This window comes from Gilvimarinus sp. 1_MG-2023, from assembly GCF_030548285.1.
The window spans coordinates 1-250 of record NZ_JAUOSC010001400.1 but is presented as its reverse complement, the minus strand read 5'-3'; the positions used below and the strand labels follow the sequence as shown (position 1 = coordinate 250).

Below are 250 nucleotides of genomic sequence, written 5' to 3'. Positions count from 1 at the left end.
CGATATGATTGCCAGTCGAGCATTTGCCTCGCTGTCTGATATGGTGATCTGGTGCCGTCATTTACTGGCACCGCAAGGTTGCTATCTGGCCATGAAAGGCCAGTACCCCCAGGAAGAGCTTGAAGCTCTGCCTGCCGATGTGACGTTGGCATCTGCTGCCATTATTGAAGTGCCAGGTGTCGAAGGTCAGCGTCATCTGCTGCGATTGGTCGCTGCGCCGGGCGACGACCATGTACCGACTGATCAATAA

The 250-nt window shown here is 54.8% G+C and carries 1 protein-coding gene; it reads left to right on the top strand.

The window, feature by feature from the left end; all coding sequences use genetic code 11:
• Window positions 1–250, top strand: a 250-nt coding sequence (locus Q4563_RS21430; RefSeq protein ID WP_303605960.1) for an RsmG family class I SAM-dependent methyltransferase, incomplete at its 5' end; no start/stop codon positions are given.